At 47.1% G+C, this 18,369-nt stretch carries 14 protein-coding genes and 1 tRNA gene; 12 read left to right on the forward strand and 3 right to left on the reverse strand.

Annotation, left to right across the window (positions count from 1 at the left end):
• The first annotated feature begins 18 nt into the window (after positions 1 to 18).
• Both EYM_RS05800 and EYM_RS05805 read left to right on the forward strand, forming a co-directional pair.
• Positions 19 to 1,038: a hypothetical protein gene (locus tag EYM_RS05800; protein WP_075050098.1), complete on the forward strand. Its 1,020-nt coding sequence runs from the start codon at positions 19 to 21 to the stop codon at positions 1,036 to 1,038.
• Positions 1,039 to 1,044: 6 nt separating this feature from the next.
• Complete coding sequence (locus EYM_RS05805) at positions 1,045 to 2,220, forward strand: hypothetical protein (protein ID WP_075050099.1); 1,176 nt, start codon at positions 1,045 to 1,047, stop codon at positions 2,218 to 2,220.
• A 25-nt stretch (positions 2,221 to 2,245) separates the two neighbouring features.
• Here EYM_RS05805 and EYM_RS05810 read toward each other — a convergent pair.
• A tRNA-Trp gene (locus tag EYM_RS05810) sits at positions 2,246 to 2,392 on the reverse strand.
• Between the two features lie 522 nt (positions 2,393 to 2,914).
• Here EYM_RS05810 and EYM_RS05815 point away from each other — a divergent pair.
• Positions 2,915 to 3,280, forward strand: a complete 366-nt coding sequence (locus EYM_RS05815) for a hypothetical protein (RefSeq protein WP_157058786.1) — start codon at positions 2,915 to 2,917, stop codon at positions 3,278 to 3,280.
• A gap of 209 nt (positions 3,281 to 3,489) precedes the next feature.
• Here the strand turns inward: EYM_RS05815 and EYM_RS05820 are convergent, their stop codons facing one another.
• Positions 3,490 to 5,544 (reverse strand): hypothetical protein, encoded by a 2,055-nt coding sequence (locus EYM_RS05820; protein WP_075050101.1) that lies wholly within the window; start codon positions 5,542 to 5,544, stop codon positions 3,490 to 3,492.
• Positions 5,532 to 7,154: a hypothetical protein gene (locus EYM_RS05825; RefSeq protein ID WP_157058787.1), complete on the reverse strand. Its 1,623-nt coding sequence runs from the start codon at positions 7,152 to 7,154 to the stop codon at positions 5,532 to 5,534. Before EYM_RS05825 ends, EYM_RS05820 begins: the two co-directional genes overlap by 13 nt.
• A gap of 690 nt (positions 7,155 to 7,844) precedes the next feature.
• Between EYM_RS05825 and EYM_RS05830 the strand changes: the two genes are divergently transcribed.
• Genes EYM_RS05830 through EYM_RS05870 form a run of 9 tightly spaced genes read left to right on the forward strand, consistent with a single transcriptional unit; the run spans position 7,845 to position 18,302 of the window.
• Positions 7,845 to 9,368: an ABC transporter substrate-binding protein gene (locus tag EYM_RS05830; protein WP_083495088.1), complete on the forward strand. Its 1,524-nt coding sequence runs from the start codon at positions 7,845 to 7,847 to the stop codon at positions 9,366 to 9,368.
• 13 nt (positions 9,369 to 9,381) lie between these two features.
• Positions 9,382 to 10,245, forward strand: coding sequence for an ABC transporter permease family protein (locus EYM_RS05835; protein ID WP_075050104.1), 864 nt, complete (start codon positions 9,382 to 9,384; stop codon positions 10,243 to 10,245).
• Entirely contained in the window at positions 10,227 to 10,949 is a 723-nt protein-coding gene (locus EYM_RS05840; RefSeq protein ID WP_075050105.1) for an ABC transporter permease subunit, read from the forward strand. The genes EYM_RS05835 and EYM_RS05840 overlap by 19 nt, the downstream gene beginning before the upstream one ends.
• Positions 10,946 to 11,476 (forward strand): hydrogenase maturation protease, encoded by a 531-nt coding sequence (locus tag EYM_RS05845; RefSeq protein WP_075050106.1) that lies wholly within the window; start codon positions 10,946 to 10,948, stop codon positions 11,474 to 11,476. The genes EYM_RS05840 and EYM_RS05845 overlap by 4 nt, the downstream gene beginning before the upstream one ends.
• A gap of 55 nt (positions 11,477 to 11,531) precedes the next feature.
• The gene (locus EYM_RS05850; protein WP_075050107.1) at positions 11,532 to 11,792 is read left to right on the forward strand and encodes a DUF211 domain-containing protein; all 261 of its coding nucleotides are present in this window, start codon (positions 11,532 to 11,534) and stop codon (positions 11,790 to 11,792) included.
• 37 nt (positions 11,793 to 11,829) lie between these two features.
• Positions 11,830 to 13,218 carry a cysteine--tRNA ligase gene (gene cysS, locus EYM_RS05855; protein ID WP_075050108.1) on the forward strand — a complete coding sequence of 463 codons (1,389 nt, stop codon included), beginning with the start codon at positions 11,830 to 11,832 and terminating at the stop codon, positions 13,216 to 13,218.
• A complete protein-coding gene (locus EYM_RS05860; protein ID WP_075050109.1) occupies positions 13,200 to 13,886 on the forward strand; it encodes a B3/B4 domain-containing protein in 687 nt (228 codons plus the stop codon). Before cysS ends, EYM_RS05860 begins: the two co-directional genes overlap by 19 nt.
• Positions 13,873 to 14,679, forward strand: coding sequence for an inositol monophosphatase family protein (locus EYM_RS05865; RefSeq protein ID WP_075050110.1), 807 nt, complete (start codon positions 13,873 to 13,875; stop codon positions 14,677 to 14,679). The genes EYM_RS05860 and EYM_RS05865 overlap by 14 nt, the downstream gene beginning before the upstream one ends.
• Positions 14,676 to 18,302 carry an MMPL family transporter gene (locus EYM_RS05870; protein ID WP_075050111.1) on the forward strand — a complete coding sequence of 1,209 codons (3,627 nt, stop codon included), beginning with the start codon at positions 14,676 to 14,678 and terminating at the stop codon, positions 18,300 to 18,302. The genes EYM_RS05865 and EYM_RS05870 overlap by 4 nt, the downstream gene beginning before the upstream one ends.
• Positions 18,303 to 18,369: the final 67 nt, after the last annotated feature.

Here is an 18,369-nt window from a genome sequence, read left to right on the forward strand (position 1 = left end):
GCGAGGCTTTTTCTAGAAATGCGCGTAAAATTGCTAGCTCTCATAGTAATTGCCCTCGCAATTTCCTCCCGCTCGCTACCGGTAATAGAACTGCACCAAGCGTATTACCAACTAGGCGAGCTAAGTCACGCAACCGTAGTTGTTAGATCTGATTCGAATGAGGATTACCATGTAAGGGTTAAGTTAATTGGCGCGAAGCTGGAAAGCGGCGGAAACTCAATTGAATTCGCGAGGAAGGTTAAGTCGGGAGAGGCCATAAGGATCGATTTGAACTTCGTACCGAGGGAACCGGTAACTCGAATTAGATTGGAAGTGAACTCCGTTAAGGCCGAAGGCCTCTTGGGAAAGGTCCCCGTCCCAGGAGCGCTAGCCGAATACGAGATAAGAGAAAAGGTCATATCTATAGGGCTCTGGAACCCCCTTAGTAAGGCCGTTCGCTTCGTGGTTTCCTTCAATGCCGCCAATCCAGTTAAGGAGGTAGTTGAGAAGAAGTGCATCGAGAGGGGAACGGCGTACTCCACCTATTACTATTGCTTGAAGAAGACGTGTGCCGTGCCGTTCTACGGCAATTTGAACTGTACCAAGTGGGAGACCGTAGAGGAAGTGAACTACAGCTGCATTGAGTGGAGAGATGGGGGTTGCACCAAGTACTTGGTCGTCCCGATACGCCTCAATAAGTGCGTTGAAATGGTGGCCGGACCGGGATGTCTCTTATGGACGTGCGCGAAGTGGAAGGTAGAAAGGGAACCAGTGGAGTTCTGCAAGGTCGAAGTAACGGAGGTGAGGAAGCTCTGGCCTTCCTACGCTTTGTGGAGCGGGGAAGTGGAAGGTTTTGCGGAACTAAAGGTTCCATTCGAGTACAAGGAGGGGTCCCTCGAAGCTGGAGGAAACGAGGTCACGCTGTTCAGTGTTTACGCAGATGGAGAATTGGTCTTAGAGGCTAGGGAGAGCGCGTTCCCCGATATAATTCCTTTTATAGAGACGCTCATCCTGTACGCATTTTCCTTCTATTTCCTTTGGAGGAGTACCCACGGGTGATAGGGTTTGAGGGCCTTGCTTCTCATCGCTGCATCGCTAATACTAGCGTTCGCTTGCGTGGACGTTACCGTTTACCCGCTGAGCCAGTTCAAGCCCTTCGAAACGTCCACAGCGGTCTTTCGACTCCACTCCGAATGCCAAGCCGAGGTAAAGCTAATTGCGAAAATTTCCAATGCGACTGTTAGCGGAGCCAAGGGATTCGATTCAGTTGTTTCCAACTTGCTTATCTTGGAAAGGGAGCTCAAGAAGGGCGACCTAACCGCCTTCGCCACGCTCGTTCCTACCTCCGACAGAGTCAGCGTCCATATTTCTCTTTATATAAATGGAAGGCTTTCCAAGGACGAGGTAACGTACTTGGGAACGCCGCCTTGCGTCAGGGTCTACGCCTCCTCGCTGAATTTGAGGGATGCGTTAAAGGGCTTCGAAGTACCGGAGAACGCTAAGGCGCTCGATGTGCTTGTAATTAATCAGTGCGATGAACGTGTCTCGAGCTTGCTAAGCGTTAGGTTCCCGTTGGGCAAGGCGATGCTTTTCGCTCCCTACTACAAATGCGACGAATACGAGACCATAGCGTACACTGTTAAGGAATGCGCCAAAGACGAGTTAGGAACGCCGATTACAATTTGCGTAAAGAGCTCCAATACCGGACCCTTCAAGACCATTTACGTGAAGAAGAGCGCCCAACCGGTAGTGAGGAAGTGCACGGATTGCGTTCCAGTAGAGACGGCGAACGGAACTAATTACGTTTGTTCGAAATGCGAAACGTATGTTAGGGAACCAGAAGTTCTGGAGGAGATATCCGTTAGGGAGCCTAGATGCTTCGAGACGAGGTGCGCGAAATGGAACGAAATAGCTAGGACCCTAAGGGTTTGTAGGGAGTGGAGCGGTAAGGCGATTCGATCGAACGTTGAAGTAATAGGCAACTACTTCTCCTTGGAAGTTCACTTAGATAGAGGGGAAGCTAAGGAGTACCTCATACCCTTCGTCCTCACTCAGAGGTATTACGTAATAGGTTCCTTCTCGAGGGCAGTTGAAGTTCCAGTAGCGGTAATTGAGTACGGAGGAAGCGAGGTTAGGGTGAACGAAGCAATACCTAACTACGGATACGTCTTCACAGTATTACTAACGGTCCTCTCCCTTCTCTCAATTTCGTATTTCTTGATGAAAGTAGTGGGAGGATAGGAGCCCAGAGACCCCGTAGGGGGTGTGGTGGGCCCGGGGGGATTTGAACCCCCGACCTACGGGTCTCTCCTCCCGGGTCTTAACGCTCCAGACGACGATCATCGCCTTTCGGCTCTACCAGACCCGTAGTACGTCTGGAGCCCGCCGCTCTGCCTGGCTGAGCTACGGGCCCACCATATCTCATCCGTTGGTCCGATATCTAACGCTCGTAAACCAGTTTATAAGTGTTTATATCAACGCACCTTCGTTAAGTTCATTTCCAAGCATCGAAATACCGTTACCGATGCTAATGCGTTTCGGTGATGGTACTATATTTACGGAGTGCGTGCTATATCGTTATTATAAGAACTTTCTCGAGGTAGGTCTGAGAGTATTATCCAAACTGCATATGGTTATTTAGTTACGGCTGGTACCGTAGGGTGCTTATGCAATTAATATATCCCCGTTCGCTACGCCAATTTGGTTACAAGCTTAGAGAACGCTAGACGGGGCGGGAAATATGATAGGGTTATTAAAAGGTTTTATTCTGCAGCTCTCTAGTATGCCAATATCTAGCATGCCAATAACTACTAACCGAAATAAGGGATCAGGGAGGAAAGCCATATTAGTGCGTTTCAACGACCGTGCATTAAAGAAGTCTATTTTTAGGTACCAACTATGGAGAATCATTTCGCTAACATACGTTAATGGCCCCATGCCTATAGAGGGCTCGAACGCGCTAAATCAAGGATTCATTGGAGTTCCGTTAAGAGGACCACCTCGAGACAAGTTCTTTCTCTATATTCTAGTACGTGAGAGCATCGTGGGAAGGAAGCTATCGAGGAAGTACGAGAAGTTTCTCGAAAAGGAGATCTCGAGAATTGTTGAAGAAATTTTCGAGAATAGAGACGAAATAGATGCGAAAGACTTCATCGAGAAATTCTTCTCAAACATTGAGGAGAGACTAAATATGAGATTAGAGAACAAGGAGATTCTGTACGACTTCTTTACTACTGGTCGAACAGTTAAGCGACGAGGTGGTGAGGCAATAGAACTAATATATAATGACCTTGCTTCGTAAATCACTATGTAATGTTTTTAATAAGGACACGTTGTCAGTAACGAGTATTTTTCTAATGCCTCTCGGAGCCCTTCCATGGTTTATCTATACGAGCAATCTTAACTACTTCAATTCCACCTTGAATAGCGAAGCGTAGTTACCGTTTATATGGAAAGTAAATTGGGGTAACTCTTAGATATCGCGATTCCTCGCACAACTCCTCGAAACAGTTACTTGAACGCATCAATTAAAAAGAGAATGTCTTTAATGGCGGTTTCCATCACTTCTTCAACGTTACGAGATGACCTTTGATAATCGAATATCTTTGCAAGCCACCATGAAAGGTACCTCCTCTTGATGTCCTCATCTAAATGTTCTAATCCGCTCCCTAGTCCCCAAGATCTCACGTGAGCATCTACTATTTCGCGCAACCTCAAGGATCTACCAGTTTCCCCTTCACTGAGTTTAATCAAAACTTCCCTATCCATCATCTTATCGAAGACCTTCTCGAAACTTTCGATTAGTTTGAACCAAGCCGTTAGCCAAATCGGACCATTTGTAACGAGTTCTTTAATCTTAGGTGGAACTTCTCGCTCCAGAAATTCCAGCACTTCGTTGAGCAAGCTCTCTTCTACTTCCACTTCCGCGTTATCCAGACGGCATGCGACTTTCTCTTCACACGCTCTGTAGAGGTCGCAATATCGAACGTCGCAGAAGGCCAAGCGGTGGCGAAGCGCGACCAATCTATGTGCTCTGTTTTTATTCCCTATAACGCATCTATATCTTCCCTTGAAAGCTGCCACAGATTCTCCTAAAAGATCTCCTAGAACTGGAGAAATAGCGATTCTGACGACATCGGTCGATTCGCTTATCGACTGAATGTCGCCTTTTAATTCTTCAATTAAATTGCTATACGAAAGCTTACCGAATTCGAAGCTAGGAATCTCGATAACTAAATCAACGTATAACCTACTACCATGGAGTTCCGCACAATTACACCTAGCTCTCTTGATCCCTTCATCTATGTTACAAGGGTACGCAACGATACGATTTATCCTAATAGGTAAGACCCTTCGAGCGCATTGATGTGTAATACCCACTAGCGTTTCTAATGCATTTAAAAGTCCATTGGCTTCAACGGATTCGAGGCAAGCCATTAAATGGGCTTTAGGTTTATCCAGCGGTAGCTTTATGCTATTAACTCGAATGTAGCAATCTAATCCTCGCGAAAGGGCTTCGCAAAGCGTCCCCGGAGGTATGTGACGAAAGACGTCCTCTGGTTGCGGAAGCACTGGTCTCTTTCTTTCCGTTAAAGTGAACATTTCCATGGCGATTCTCGCTTTCTCTTGGTCGCTAGCTTCCTTACTTTCCTTTACAATCTTCAGAATGAACTTGTACCTCCTTTTAATGCAAGGTCTAACCCGCAGGCACGGCGTCAGACTGAAGTACTTGACGCTATAGTCACATCGGCTAACATCGAAGCCTCTCCGGAACCTATCGGGCAACGTTCTAAGCAATTTTTCCAATGGATCGACGTTCCCTATGTTCTCTTCTAATACTTCGCTTGCCTCGCGTACTAGGTGGTTTACTAAAGAAAGTAGCGTACATACGTCGTTTGGTATGCACGCTTCTATGCGGAGTTTGTTCCATACAACTCCGTAGGCGCCCTTAATTATTCTCGATTTGCTACAATCCGTTGGCAAATAAGTAGTCATTTCGTATATAGCGCTCTGTATCCCGGCAGTCAATGGCTTAATACTTTTTTCGATATAGGGAAATTTCTGATGACAATTTGAATGCTCTCTTAAGCTCATAACTTTCAAGTCAACCCTCTTGCGAATTACTTCGTCGTTACCGTACTTCTTATTCAATCTACTCAAGAAGTTGCAGTGCAAGTTTTGATTCTCATAGAATAGTACTATGACCACCAGCTCGACTCTGTTATTACTTTCGTTTAGTAGCTCTTTTGCTGTTTTCAGCATTTCATCTACTGCTGCAGTTGGGTGCCTAACCGAGGAATCGGAGTAGGTGACTTTGATGGTGTATGGAGAGGTCGTTGTGAACGGTATCTTCATGCATTTCTTACTGCCACAGGTTTCGAACCACTCTTCGCCGAAGTCGTTCCTAGGCGCGTAGAGATGTACGTTTTCAACTAGCTCGCCTTGAGGCTTCGTTTCAACTAAGTAATGGCTTACGAGCAACGCGTTAAGTACTTTTAAGGCTCTATTGAGGTCGTCGGTGAATATGTATAATAGTTTACGTCTACCTTCTCTCACTCCTCCCACTCCTCATCCCAATCTGAATAGAAGTCAGCTAAAGCACCGATCGAGTGGGCCAATCTGTGTTCGAAGTTCGAGTAGACTATGCAATCTGAACCCCCCTCGGGGCTTGTTGCCTCATAATACTTGTTAGGAACCCTTTCAAGCGTCCTCGAGATCCCAACCAGTTTACACGTCCTTACTGAGCCTTCCTTAGATGGCTCGCCTCTCCGGACGTATATACCGAAAGCGTGTTGGGTTCCCTCCTCGCTCATCAGCACTTCGGTTATTCTCGAAATATTACTGCTTATCTCTAAGTTATCCTCTCCCGAGGGTACCATTATGAAATACACTGATTCCGGAGGGTTCATTGCGTACAAGAGGAACCTATCGGTAGCGTCGCCTTGTAGGCTAAGTACGAGCGATGGTGTTCTTAGTTCTATCGATTTTCCATACTTTTGTACTGGTATGAAATAGAATTTGTCTCTCAATATCAGCGCTGATTCCAGTGATGGCGAGAGCACAAGGGTATCCTTTGGGTCGATAACTGTCAGACAGTATTTCATGTCCCTCTTCAACCCTTCCTCTGTACACCACAAGTGCTTCTGAGGATCTCTGTCAACGATTGTTATAGACGTAACCACTGGATAATCCGAAATAGAACATAGATAGCCTTCTCTACTTCCGTTCTCCTCCAGTTCCACGCTTTCATTGGAGGGAACGTTTATTTCAGAGCTTCCAGAAGTAGCTTCCAAACGTTCGCTGTGAACTGGAGGTCGCTTAACCCCATAGAAATAATCTGGCATTACCTCGAGGAACTTACCGAAGGCTTGTTCTATTAAGATCACGTGGGTTAATACTCTAGAGAAGACTCCGAATCCTAAAATGATTATTCTATTTGACCTTAGAAGGTGATGGAACCTGAGTGTTCTTCCAAATACGTTATCTAATTTCACGCAAGGCATGGATTCAGCATGAAACAACCTTCTCATAAGGTCGAGACTTGAAGCGACCAGTGACGACACAGAGAATATCTTTATGGGAAAGATGTAATCGATTACGTCCGAACTGCTTCGAGTCTCGTCAAGCGCAAGTGGATATATTACTAGGAAGAGGAGCGATACAAGTAGGGGTAGGAACATCCAAAGGTACTTCAAGATGCAATCGGGCGATTTCGTAAAGTACTTCCATTTAAACGGACATTCTAACATCAGCGGTATTGAATATGGCCATATAAAGTAATCTCTCCCATCTGAGTGCAACTTCGAAGATGGATTCGAAGCGAAGTAGAAGAGCTCCAAGGCGTATATTACGTTGAAGTAAAATAGGGTGAAAAGGGAGATTTGAGGGATCATGTTCTCTAGGAACGTTATCAGATCTCCCTGCGGTTCTGCTGCGTTCGCAGAGATAAGCCCAAGGGCCAACGTAATAACCCATGCCACCGCGTACTCTAATATAACTTCATTGCTTCCCTGAGCCCTCGGGAATAGATGCGTAAAGTAGATTAGATTAAAGGCCACAACTACGGCTTCAAGAACTGTTACGCAAAGCTGGTATAGGTACCGGTATAAATATGGTACGTGCTCGGAGTGGACGACATCATGCCACGTAAGTGTAGGCATTATAACTACGATCATGAAGAGAAAGAGACCGAGCCTAGAGTAGGGAGGATACTTATGAACGTATTTATCTAGTACTTTTAACGAAAACTCAGGCTTGCCCATATGTACTAGAAGAAGTGTTAAAACTAGAGGTGTTAGAAAAAACAGTAAGCACGTAAGTGGGGTCGATAGAAGTGAGAGCAGATGTGAGAGCAACTGAATAGTTATATCCAATATTATAATCAGCATGGGATTGACAAGTTCGCTGAGGATAAGCTCGATCGAATTTATAAGTAGCGTTCTCAACGAGTCTGACAATACCACGAGGACGTAAAAGATGGTAGATAAGGTAAAGGCGACCATCCTCAAGAAAATGGACTTTCTGCGCAATAGCAGTTTTAAGGAGGCAAAAAGTAATAGTGAGATAAATGTTGTAATCAAGAAGGAACTACTGTAACTTGGAAGGTTCGAATTGCGATAACTTAGTAATTGCGAAAAGTATAAGTTAGCCACCAATAACGCGGCAACGAGTTGCGCAAGCAATACTGCTAGATAAGCAATAGTCTCTATGTCGGCCCTGTCCTCCGCTTTACTCAACCTACTGGGACCGCGTACTTCCTCAATACGAGACTTATATTAGGCTTCTCGTTTTCAAGTATTTAAACTTTGGGTCGGTAGTAACGTTTTAATTCCAATACCTTCGTCAGAAAATGTGCGTGAAATCGCATGAAACGTGCACAAGTACTTATAACGATCCTTCTATTTCTTTCAACAATTGCGTTGTCATCGCAAATATCTATAGGGCTAGGCAATTGGGGGCCTCCTAACCCGGTCCGCTTCTACCCAAGAGGTCCGGCTTACGTAATAACTAGCTTCGCCTACGATACGTTGGTGTGGAAGGACTCCAAGGGAGTAATACCTTGGTTAGCCGTCAAGTGGGTAAAACTGAACGATACTGCATGGGTTTTCTATTTGCGAAAAGGTCTTACTTGGAGCGACGGTGAGCCCTTAACCGCCGAGGACGTAGCTTTCTCCTATAACTACCTTAAGGAATCTAAATGGGCATGGAAGGATATGAGCGTCTTGAAGAGAGCGGTCGCGTTGAACGAAACGACTGTTTTAATAGAATTGAATAGGCCCTTCCCTCTATTTGTAGAGGAGTACGCTACCACGGTCTTCGTCATTCCCAAACGCGTTTGGTCCTCAAAGCCTTCGCTAAGCGTATCGAGCGGACCTTACGTCCTCAAGTCCTATAGTCCCGGAAGCGGCTACGTCTTCGTAAAGAATCCGAGGTTCTGGGGTCCCGAACCCCTTTTCGATCAACTAGTAATACCTTCAATGCAGTTCACCTCGCCTCAAGCGCTCGCCTCGGCCTTCATTTCCGGTAAAGTAGACGCAATAACCCTAATGGGCAAGGCATGGAGATTGATAAAGGTAATAGAAAGTAGGAAGCCTAATGCTATAATAAAGAAAGGGCCTATGTACTGGGTCCTCTTCTTAGGCTTTAACTTAAATAAATACCCATTCGACGTAAAGGAGTTCCGTAAGGCAGTGTCCCTCGCTTTGGACTTGAAGCAGCTAGTTCTTAGAAGCGTGGGTAGCTTCGAAGGGGCCTTACCGGGAGTCCCTGGATACGTTCCGCCTTACAGCGCGTTCTACAATAAGAACGTAGGCGTTCACGAGTACTCACCGAAGGAAGCGGTCCAATTGATGGAGAAACTCGGAATTAGGGATTCGGATGGAGACGGTTGCGTTGAACTTAACGGAAGGAAGTGGAGGCCTCTCCTAGTTACGTCGAAGAGTTGGGTAACGGAGGCCTTAATAGTTAAGGAAATGTTAGAGAGGGTCGGAATATGTGTGAACGTGAAGACCGTAGCTGGAACGAAGCAACTCGATTGGATAGTTAAGAACGGTGCGTTCGATATGGAGATAAACGGCCACGGCGCGACGGGTAACAACCCGTTCGCGTTAACGTGGATATTCAAAGCATTTGGAACTCCTTGGTTCAATGAGAAATACGAAAAACTAATGAGGAAGTTGACCTCTGCAAAGAACTTGGAAGAGGCTGAGGAAATAGCTAAGGAAGCTCAAGGAATAATAGCGGACGAGGTGCCCAGGATAGCCCTCTACTATCCCTATCAGTTCCTCGTCAGCGACGGCAAGGCCCATTGGTTCTTTACCTATAATGGAATAGATGGCGGAATTCCGCTACCATATAACAAGCTAGCTCTATTGAAACCGATCCGCTGAGAAGGTGCTCCGCTTGAGGCCCCTCCAAGTAGTTTTTTCGATTCCGATTGTCCTCGTCACGGCTTACCTAATCTCGAGGTACGGACTAGGTAGTCCCTTTAGCGACCTAGGCGCCAACGGCTTCCTAACTGAAGAGCAACGAAAGGCCTTGGAAGAGGCCTACGGCCTTAGCGGCGATCCCTTACTCGGTTTCATTAATTTCACTTTATCCTTACCGAGGGGCGGACCGCCGAGCTCTATTTACTCCAAACCTTCCCTAGAGCTAGTTCTGGGTCCCTTCGCGCTAACGGTAGCGATCGTGGCCTTCGCAGCCACCGCTTCCGTGATCGTTGCAAGCGTAACTTTCGTTGCTAATCCAAAGGCATTGAAGCTCCTAGGGAGCGCGGCCTTCGTGCCAGAGTACTTCTACGCGATTGCGTTCCTCGTAACCTCGTGGTACTTCGGATGGCCCAACCCCACCCTGAACTTCTCTTACGATAAGTTCCTCGCTTACTTCGCAATAGTTTGCCTATCCATATCTTCGAAGCTAGCCCACCTAATCGACGAAATGGCTAGCGAGTTGTCATCCTCCCAGTTCGTAGCGTTCTGGAAAGCAGTAGGGTTGAGCGATCGCGCAATCAGAAGGGTTGAACTTAAAGCTATGTGGAAGGGGCTTTTAGCTTTCCTATTAACTTTATCAGCGGAAAGCTTAGAGAGAAGCGTCATGGTTGAATACTTGATAAACTTTCCCGGAATAGGCTACTTCCTCTTCACGTCAGTAGTAGAAGTGGACGTTGGACTGGCGGCATCTAGCTTCGCTCTCCTTTCCATTGCCGCCTACGCATTGGTTCAATTGGCTTCCTCGGTAGGTGATTCCAGATGGAGTGTGTGGAAGTAGAGCCCCTAGCTTCCCCAAGTCCGGCCTTCCCATTAGGGGGAGACCCCCTAGGAAGGGACGCGTTGTGCGTGTTCCTCTCCTTGCTGCCCAACACTTTAACGGCCCAAGTTGCTGCCATAGCCACTTCCTTCGCCTTCTTGTGGATATTGGTTCTATTAGCAGCTTCATCAAAAATTAGAAGGATCGAAAGGAGTTCGCTTAGCTTGGCCAACGGCTTCCCCAAGTTGCCATTCTTCGTCTTCCTCTCCTTAGTCGTCTCCTTAACCCCGCTTCAGATAGGCGCGCTCGTTGGAATATTAGGTTCCATTAGGTACGCAATAGGGCTTCTGGAGAGGGCCGAGGAAATAATGAACGAGTGTTTCTCAGTGGCGAGCCTTTCGTCGGGCGGAACTAAGATATGGGTCGTTAGGAAACACGTCTTGCCCCACCTAATTGGCTTAATTCTAAGGTCTTCCCTAATAGTAGGCGCGATAGCCGTTCACGCGGAAGTTGGCTTGGGAATGATGGGGCTGGAAGACGTTAGGCATCAAGGTATAGGCCAACTAGTCTACTTGGTTCTAAACACTCCCGGCGCTATCCAAACCCAGGCCGGATTGATCCAAGCGCTCTTCGTTACCTCATTTTCAACGTTCCTATCGGCCGTTCCTATGATACTTAGAGCTTCATTACCCTCGATCCGTGATAGGAAGAGGTACCTGAAGTGAGGAGGGCCTTAGTTCTCGGAATTGGTAATAGGATGTATGGCGAGGACGGATTCGGTAGCTGTTTAGGGGAGTTCCTATCCAAACAGAAGCTAAGCGACGTTGAAGCTAGGGACGGAGACTACATGGGAATGGGGCTAATAGGTTGGTTGGAAGGCTTCTCCTTAGTGATCTTCTTGGACGCTGTAGTTGATGACGTGAAAGAGGACCTAGTAGTATACAAGATCGTTCCAGAGAACGCTACTTACGAGGAGTTAGCGGAACTGCCCGTAGACGCGCACAAAGCCTCTCCAACCCAACTGGCCGCATTCGCGAAGCGTTCGGGAATATTCGATGGCGAGGCCTACTTAGTTGGCTTGAAGGCTGAAAAAGTCTGCTGGCCGTGTCCGCTTACCGAGAGAGCGGCGAACTTGATGCCCCTGGCTGTGGACAAGGTCAACGAGATCTTGAGGAAGTACGGCTTCAGTACGTTCAGCAAAGAGGGGCTAGAGGAGTGGGTTCGCTCTAACTGCATGGAAATAAAGTTCTGAACGCCGAGTACCAAGCTTATGAACATAGTCTAAGAGAGAATAGGGTGGATGGGAGATGGGTAAAATAAAGAGACTACTCCTAGATACGCTTAAACCCCTCAAGGGCTTGAGCATCATCGACATTGCTAAGGAAATAGTCGATATGGAGGGCCTCGGTAGAGTTACTATAAAGGTCGATGAAATGGACGTCGAAACCGTTACCCTTTCTATAATAGTTGAAGGGGACGACATTGACTTCGAGAAGCTGAAGGCGGCGTTGGAAGAGAGAGGCGTTGTAATACATTCGATAGATGAAGTGACTGCCGAGAAAGAGTAAATGAGCCCCGTTTCACCTTCCTAAAAGGTAGTGAATTGTGATTAAGGTCTATAATACTCTAACTAGAAAATACGAGGATTTTCAACCCCTTCAACCTCCTCTTGTAAGAATGTACGTTTGCGGTCCTACTGTCTACGATCACAGTCACATAGGCCACGCGAGAACTTGGGTCGCCTTCGATGTTGTGAAGAGGTACTTACGCTTAAGAGGGTATTTCGTAATACACGTTCAGAACATAACTGACATCGATGATAAGATAATCAATAGAGCCAACGAGCTTGGGGTTAGCTGGAAGGAAATAGCAGATAAGTACGCAAAGGAGTACTTAGATTTAATGAAAGAGATGAAGGTATTCCCTACCATTCATCCGAGAGTTACCGAACACATTAGCGATATAATAGAATTCATAAAGGACTTAATTGAAAAGGGATACGCATACGTAACTCCTTCCGGGGTCTACTTCGATGTGGACAAGTATCCATACTACGGTCAACTTTCCGGTGTGAAAGACAAGGAGATGTGGAGTCAAGAGACCTTCGTGAAGGACAAGAAGAACCCATACGATTTCGCTTTGTGGAAGTGTGCTAAGCCCAACGAGCCTTGGTGGGAGAGTCCTTGGTGTAAGGGGAGGCCTGGATGGCACATAGAGTGTTCCACTATGAGCAGTAAGTACCTGGGAAAGCAATTCGACATACATGGCGGGGCTAGGGACCTAATTTTCCCACATCATGAGAATGAGATAGCGCAGAGCGAGGCCAGGTTCGGGGTAAGGCCATGGGTAAAGTACTGGCTTCACAGCGGTTACTTGACTGTAAAAGGGGAAAAGATGAGCAAGAGCTTGGGTAACATAGTTCCCTTAGTAGATCTATTGAAAGAATATCCGGCCGATGTGGTTAGGTACTGGCTCACCACTGCCCACTATCGCTCGGAACTAGATTTTTCATATGATAGACTTGACCAAGCGAAGGTAGCCCTTGAGAGAATGAAGATGAGCGTTGACAAGCTTAGGAGAACTGTCGAGAAAGGCTACCCCAAGGGCTCGCTCAAGGACGAGGAGGTAAAGGCAATTTACGATATATGGAAGCTTAGGGAGGAGTTCCATCAAGCTATGAGCAACGACTTCAATACTCCAGAGGCTTGGGCCAAGGTAAGGGAGGCCCTCAGAATAGCCAACGAGACGGATTCGTGGGAAGTGGCTGCGATAACGCTCAACTTCGTTGAAGAGGCCGACCAAGTGTTTGCTGTATTTGAAGAGAAACGCGTGGAGGGCGTGGAACCGTTCGTGGACCTATTAGTTAGAGTTAGAAGTAGGTTAAGGGAAAGGAAAATGTGGGAATTGAGCGACTGGATAAGATCCGAACTAGATAAGCTCGGGGTAAAGCTATTGGACAAAGGTAGGGAAACTGAATGGAGGTTCGCGAAATGAGGATAGCTAGGGATGCATACGCTAGAGAGAAAGGGGCTTACTTGATATACGGATGGGCGGAAGGCGTCGAAGTGAAGGAGGAAGACGCGGAAGTAACTGAATTCTTGAGGAAGGTAGAGGAGGAGGTTAGGAGAAAGTACGTATTAGAGAAAGTAAAGGACGTTCCAGTAATAAGGGCGTATAGAGACTTTATGTGGAGAATTGGCATTGATCCAACTAAGATAAGGCCTTCCTCAGAGGCACTGCTCAGAAGGGCCTTGAGGGGTAGCATCCCTACAATAAATTCTCTGGTCGACCTAGGGAACGCGGTTAGCTTGAGGTATCTAGTTCCAATAGGAATATATGATTTGGACAAAGCGAAGGACTCAATGATACTGAGAAAAGCGAGGGAAGGCGAGATATTTCTCCCTATTGGGAAAGGGGAGGTGAGGTTGAACGGGAACGAGGTAGTATTAGCGGACGAAGAGGGACCAATGCACTTGTTCCCTTATAGGGACTCAAGGAGAACCATGGTGACCCTAGACACGAAAAGGGCCTTGGTTGTGGGAGCGGGAGTTAACGGCGTAGAAGAGGAACTAGTGAAGAAGGCAGTGAGCGAAATACTGAACTTCCTCCGCGAGAAAGGCGCTGAGGTGAGCGAAAACGTCTACGGATGTGAGGACATATAGGAAGATGGCTCTCAAAGCGGCTTCCAAGGCCGCGGAGTACTTAAGGAACACCTTCCTGAACTCCAACGAAACTGAGATAGTAGAGGACCACGGTTCGGACGTATCTAGGAGAATGGACCTTAAGGCCGAGGAGGTAATAATTAACGTCTTAAGGGAGGAGGGATTCAAAGGCGCCATAGTAACTGAGGAGAGAGGTACCCTAGGGGAAGGTCCCCCCTTCGCAGTTGTCGATCCAGTGGACGGGAGCTTGAACTACGTCGTGGGTTCGCCTTACTTCGCGGTCAGTATAGGAATATCGTTGGGAGATTCGTTGGAAGAAGTGGAGGCCGGGGCGCTCTGCCCAGCGTTCGGCCACCCTTGCTACTCGTTCGAAGGGCCTAGGGCGTTCCAAGGAAGCGAGGAGTTCTCGAAAGGCCGCTTAGAGAAGGTACTATTCTTCTACGGAGATCCCCTAATAGAGAGGGAAATGGAGATACTCAAGGGCATATACTCCATCTTAGGTAAACCGAAGATCAGGACTCCCGGGTCTATCTCGCTGGACTTGCTCAGCGTGGCCAAAGGGAAGGCCCTAGCAGCCGTAGACGTTAGGAGCAAATTGAGAAACGTGGACTTGGCGGCAGCTGTCCCCTTGCTGATTCGCGTAGGCGGGGGCGTGAACGAGGAAGTCTTGAAAGTGAAGGTCGATGGCGTTAGAGTAGCTGGCGACCTAATTGCTACTTATGATAGAGAATTGTTGAACAAATTATTACAGATCTACGCGTCCTTCCCAAAGGACGCGGTGTACGGGGAGTGAGGCGGAACCAAGCGCTTTACCTAACGATCCTACTGACCATTACCGTCATAGGATACCTAGTACCGATACCGAAAGTTAAGAGCGGAATGGCTTCAGCGCCCTTGCTCTCTAGCTCAGCCGAATCAATGAAGGTCTCGAACGTAACCAGTTCCTCATCGCTCAATGCGAGCAACGTGATAATATTCAATGTTACCAACGAGGAAATTAGCTTCTCGCCCAACTTCTATGAGAAGGTCGAGAGAATACTATCTGAGTTCTCTCTTAATTCCTCTCTAAATTACAACATATTGAACGAGGAGATAAGGGATAGGGTCTCGGAAGCGCTCGTTAACTACGTTAAGCAATACTTCCCCTATCTCTCGTATATGAAGAGCTTGATAAACCAATTCGACGCGATTTCCATATACGTTGTAGAGCAAATGAGTTCCCTCTGGAACTTAAAGCTTCTTTTAGAGAACTTGGATAGCGTTAAGAGAAACGTCTATAGCGAATTACTGAACGTATCTAAGGCCGTTAACGAATTCGAAGAAAAATTCTACCAAACGGAAATTGAAACTTACTTGAAGCTTAACGAGAGCGAGGCTTTGTTAAACGAGAAGTTGGAGATGGCTAGGAAAATTTACGATTCGATCGTTAAGGTGAACGAGGTCTTCCGTCAGATATATTCGAAGTTCAACCGAGTATTGGAGCTGGAATGTTCTAAAGGAGGCCTATCGATCAGGGAAGTAAGCGTAATTATTAGCGAATCTAACTCTACTCTTGAAAGAACGTTCGGTAATGTTCTATCTAATGCGTTCTTAGAGACTGCGGCTGCTTGGCCGAAGGACTTGAACGAAATATGTAAGGACCCGAGGCAGAGGTCCTCCTTCGTTGCACAGACCCTAGCTAGGTTCGTTTCCATAGCACCGGATTCCCTATCAAATGACGTAGGGGAATTATTCGGTTTAGATCCAGAATCATCTAAGACCATAATTACCATCGCATTGAGCTTGGGACCAAAGGTTAAGAGAGAAGTCTTGGAATCGGCCTTCGTTGAAGCCCTAAGGCTAATTTACAACGTCCCTGCCAACGAGGCAATACTCCTACTAGGAGGCATAAAGGGTCACGCTGAGGCTCGGGCCGAACTTATAATAAAATATATGAACGTGACCAACGGATGCATCGCTACCGCAATTAGGGAGAGCGTAACGACGAATTCCCCCCTAAGCGTTTCCCTATCGCGATGCGAAACGGAAGGCCTCTTAAAGGTCCTTAACGATCTCTATGGCGTTGATCCGCTCTCCCTTAACGTGAGCTTAGCCTACAGGGGCCTCACGAGCGACTGGCTAGATTACTTCGCTAAGGAAACCATTTACGAGAAATTGAGGGGGTTCGGGGTCCCCCATCCAATAGCTTTCGAGATAGCGTTCGAGGGGGTTAAACCGAGCGAGTACGAAGTGCTATATCAGACCCTCAACGCTAGCGGCTCCCTTTACGCAAAGGAAATAGCTTTCGCTATGGCCCATTCGAAGGACTTCGAGCAAGCAAAGAAGATAGCGCTAGTTAACGTCTTCAAGGGCTACGTCAAGGAATTGGAAGCCAGTGGCTTAAGTCAAAAGGCGGCCGAACTACTTCTAAGTTACCTGCTCGCTTGGACGCCAGGTCTCAATGACGAGCTAGTAAATCAAATAGTGTTCAAGGTAGTAGTTACGGAACTTATGGAAAGGTCCTCTTCTTTCGCGCTTTCTCAGCTCGTATTCAAACTGATAGACGTAAACGAATTCGTCAAGGAACTGATTCAATGTCCCGATATAGATTGCGCTCTGGAGAAAACCAACGAATTAAGTTCGGAGCTCGCTTCGAAGTTCATATCTAAGTACACCGCTTACGAGCTTCTAGTCGGAAAGGACGAGAAACACCCGATCTTTCTAATTAGTTCCCCATTGAGGTACGAGGAAGTTTCGAAGATCAAGAGCGTTCTAAGTAACTTAAGCGGCGTAAGGGACGTTCACTTCACCGGTACGGACCTCCTGAACGAGGACGTCCAACTCCACGTTAACGAAAGCTTGAACGACGTGAACTTGTTCTCAACCGTTGCCGTGTTGTTAGTATTGCTTCTATCGACGAGGAGTTTGAAACTGACCTTCATCCCACTAATTATAATTTTGATAGTACTGAAGGTGTACGATCTAGTTCTCTTCGCCTTGTCTCAAGTAACGGGCTTCGTTCCGGGTACGATAGACTTGATAGTGGCAACGGCAACGGTACTGGGTGTAGGGATAGACTACACCCTTTACGCAACCAGCAGGTCGAGGGAGGTCGGTCTAAAGGAAGCGATGAAACCTATACTGCTGGCCTCCGGTGTAGCTTCAACGGGATTCTTGCTCTTCGGTGCCCTCGCAACAGTGTTCCTCCCAAGCTTGAGCTCAATAGGAGTAAGCGTCCCATTAGCGATAATGCTCACTTCTACTCTAGGTCCGCTAATGGCCTCATCCATTGCAGACGTCCTTAACGTAGAACCGATGCCCATGCCGAGGAAGAAGCCTGGGTTGGCTGCTCTATCTGTCGAGTTCCCCAGGCTAACGGTCGCTCTGGCGTTGACCTTAGCGCTGATAGGCGTTCTAACCCTCAGGTACTGGCCTCCCGGATACGACTTGTTCCTCTTCCTACCTCCGGACGCCCCTTCAGTGAAGAGCCTAAGCGTTCTAGAGGAGTACTCTAGCCCGGGCGTTATAGGGCAAACAGTAATCTTGTTGAAGCTAAGGAACTCAAGTTCTATAGCAGAAGTTACTGAGCAGATAGATAACTTAGTCCAGTACTTCTTGGAGAGCGGTTACTTCGATTACGCCTTCACCGTTACCAGACCCTTAGGCAAGTTCGTTAGCTACGACTACGACGCCCTGAAGCTCTTGGGGGCGGATCGCTTCGTTAAGGGAAGTTACGTAGTAATTTACTTGTTACCTCATTACCCGCCGGATAGCAACGTAATGATAGATTACGTCGGATACATGAGGTCTTTCTTAAAGAAATGGGTTAGTTCGAAGAACCAGTTCTTCGAAGAGGCCTTGGTTGGAGGAGAGAGTGCAATCAATTACGACGTGTCAAACGCAATAAACAACGTAATTTTGAGTTACATGACGCCTTTGATGATAATACTTAGCTCGGCTATATTCGTAGTTGTGTTTGAAAGAATGGAATTCATTTTGGCAACGGCCATCTCCACTTTAGTGCCAATAGCCGTTTCGTTGGGTCTCAGTAACTTGTTGTTCAGGACCTTGTTCTCGATTCCTATGCTGTGGTTAGTAGTACCCCTGTTAGTTACAGCAATACTAAGCATAGGTAGCGATTACTTAGTTTTCTACCTATACGGGGTTAAGGAGGGCATGGAGAAGTGTAAAGTGAGGTTAAACGGGGAATGCGTTAACATGCTGAACGTACTGCTTTACACCTCATCCAAGCTATCTAAACTCATTATGGGCTTCGCCTTAACTTTCTCAGTTGCTTACTTATCGATGGTAGCTTCCAAGATATGGGCCCTTAGGGAGATAGGTGCCTCTATAGGCTTAGCGGCGATACTCCTACTGATATCCGTGGCTTACACTCTAGTACCGGCCGTGCTGGCACTAGTGTACAGGAGGCGATGAGAGCCGCGTCGGAAGCCGATTCGATGATGGTATTGGCTACATTTCGAGCCTTCAAATTAAACCCCCT

The sequence above is a fragment of the Ignicoccus islandicus DSM 13165 genome (assembly GCF_001481685.1).
GTDB lineage: Archaea > Thermoproteota > Thermoprotei_A > Sulfolobales > Ignicoccaceae > Ignicoccus > Ignicoccus islandicus.

Coding starts and splice junctions, on each gene's coding strand:
- EYM_RS05800 (WP_075050098.1), top strand. CDS start 19: ATGCGCGTAAAATTGCTAGCTCTCATAGTAATTGCCCTCGCAATTTCC.
- EYM_RS05815 (WP_157058786.1), top strand. CDS start 2,915: ATGCCTATAGAGGGCTCGAACGCGCTAAATCAAGGATTCATTGGAGTT.
- EYM_RS05825 (WP_157058787.1), bottom strand. CDS start 7,154: ATGATCGTAGTTATAATGCCTACACTTACGTGGCATGATGTCGTCCAC.
- EYM_RS05830 (WP_083495088.1), top strand. CDS start 7,845: ATGAAACGTGCACAAGTACTTATAACGATCCTTCTATTTCTTTCAACA.
- EYM_RS05840 (WP_075050105.1), top strand. CDS start 10,227: ATGGAGTGTGTGGAAGTAGAGCCCCTAGCTTCCCCAAGTCCGGCCTTC.
- EYM_RS05850 (WP_075050107.1), top strand. CDS start 11,532: ATGGGTAAAATAAAGAGACTACTCCTAGATACGCTTAAACCCCTCAAG.
- EYM_RS05860 (WP_075050109.1), top strand. CDS start 13,200: ATGGAGGTTCGCGAAATGAGGATAGCTAGGGATGCATACGCTAGAGAG.